2 protein-coding genes are annotated in these 1600 nt (G+C 63.7%); both read right to left on the bottom strand.

Annotated elements, in window-relative coordinates; genetic code table 11:
• The coding region (locus tag LPZ50_RS24730; protein ID WP_230665476.1) for a Tar ligand binding domain-containing protein at nucleotides 1–917 on the bottom strand (917 nt) is incomplete at its 3' end.
• Nucleotides 918–1008: 91 nt separating this feature from the next.
• The gene (locus LPZ50_RS24725) at nucleotides 1009–1428 is read right to left on the bottom strand and encodes a hypothetical protein (RefSeq protein ID WP_230665475.1); all 420 of its coding nucleotides are present in this window, start codon (nucleotides 1426–1428) and stop codon (nucleotides 1009–1011) included.
• Between the last annotated feature and the right edge of the window lie 172 nt (nucleotides 1429–1600).

Here is a 1600-nt window from a genome sequence, read left to right as displayed (position 1 = left end):
CCCCGGCGTACCTGCGCCACCGTGCGCGCCAGGTTCTCCTGCATCCGCTTCAGCGCCGAGAACAGCTGGCCGATTTCATTGTTGTTGCGCACCTCCACGCGCGCCGTCAGGTCGCCCGCCGCAATCTTGTCGAAATGCTGCCCGGCTTCGATCAGCGGACGCACCACCAGACGGCCGAACACCAGGCGCGCCAGCAGCATCAGCAGCAGCGCCATCGCCACCGCCACCCCCACCGCGATCACCGCACGCTGGAAGTTGGTCTGGGCAGCGGCCACATTGGCGGCTTGCTGCTCTTGAATGTAATTGCTGAATTCGGAAATGGCCTCGATGAAGGTGACACTGCGCGGCGTGCCATATTCGTTGTTCACCATGTAGAAGGTGGAATAGTCTTCGCTGCGCAACGCCTCTACCATGGTGTCCACGCCATCATCGATATAGGCGCGATAACGTCGCACCAGATTCATGGACAGCCGGCGGCCGGCATCGTCTTCCAGCATGTTCTGCTGGAAGTCCGAGAAACGCTGGCGCACGCCGTCCAGGCGCTTGGTGGCGCCGTCCAGGGCTTCTTTGGCGTTCTTGGCCGAGCTTTCGCCGCTGCCCCAACCCGATTCCTGCAGGTAGCGTGCGGCCACCATCAGATCCACGCGGGAGCGCAACATGTCGCTGTTGATGATTTCCACCTGCTTGGCGCGATCCGTCAGATCGTTGATCTTGCTGATCGCCTCGTAATTACTTTGCAGGAAGTACGCGGCCATGGCGCCCACCACCGCGATCAGCAGCGCAAAGAACGCCATCACCACCAACAGCAGCGTACCCACCCGCGCGTCGCGGATTTTCCATGAACGCTTCTGCCTGGGCGCGCGTGCCCGTTTCTTGCTTTTCGCCGGCTTGGTTCCGGTTTCGTAACTCGCTTCCATCGCTCCCCCCGTCAATCAGGAATATTCTGAAAAACACTCATGCCGGCGAATGCCGGCGTCGGATAGGCCATGGCTGACAGCACCATGGCGGTTAATGCACAGGCACGGCCTGTGCCGGTGACGTCCACGCGGCGCCCGGCGGACCATCCAGCCCCGCGGGCGACGGGCCCAACAACTTCCGGCGTTCCCACGGCTCGAGCAGCACATTGGTGGTATCCACCAGGCGCACCAGCCGGCCGTCGGGGCCGAACTGCAGCAAAGCCTGCTTGCGGCTGTACAAGCCGTCATTCACGAACGAAGCCTTGAACGACCACAACGCCAAGGTGCCGCCGTCGCTCTGACCGTACAGCACCGCCGGCGCCGCGCCCAACGCGTACGCGGACTCTTCCAGCGTGGAGACACCCGGCGTCAGCATGGACAGCTGGCTGGAATCGAAATTGCGTCCCGATGTGGAACAGCCCGCCAGCAGCCAGGCCAACCCCATAATTGCCAGAATCGATTTCACACCCATGTTCGCCATCCCATTGCCGTTGCCGGGCGGTGATCAGAAAGATTCCCAATCGTCGTCGGCGGGCGCATTCCTGCGGCCAGCCGGCGCGGCGGGCGGAATCGGCACCGCCGCCTGGCGCCGTGCCGGACGGGCCGTACTGGCGCCCTCGGAAACCGCCTGGGTGGCCACCCGG

It is taken from the genome of Bordetella petrii (genome assembly GCF_020991325.1).
Classification (GTDB): Bacteria; Pseudomonadota; Gammaproteobacteria; order Burkholderiales; family Burkholderiaceae_B; genus Bordetella_A; species Bordetella_A petrii_E.
The sequence above is the reverse complement of the archived record's forward strand: the minus strand, read 5'-3'. Positions and strand labels throughout refer to the sequence as shown.

Excerpts from the sequence above, each read along its gene's own strand:
- LPZ50_RS24725 (WP_230665475.1), bottom strand. The coding sequence starts at position 1,428 with ATGGGTGTGAAATCGATTCTGGCAATTATGGGGTTGGCCTGGCTGCTG.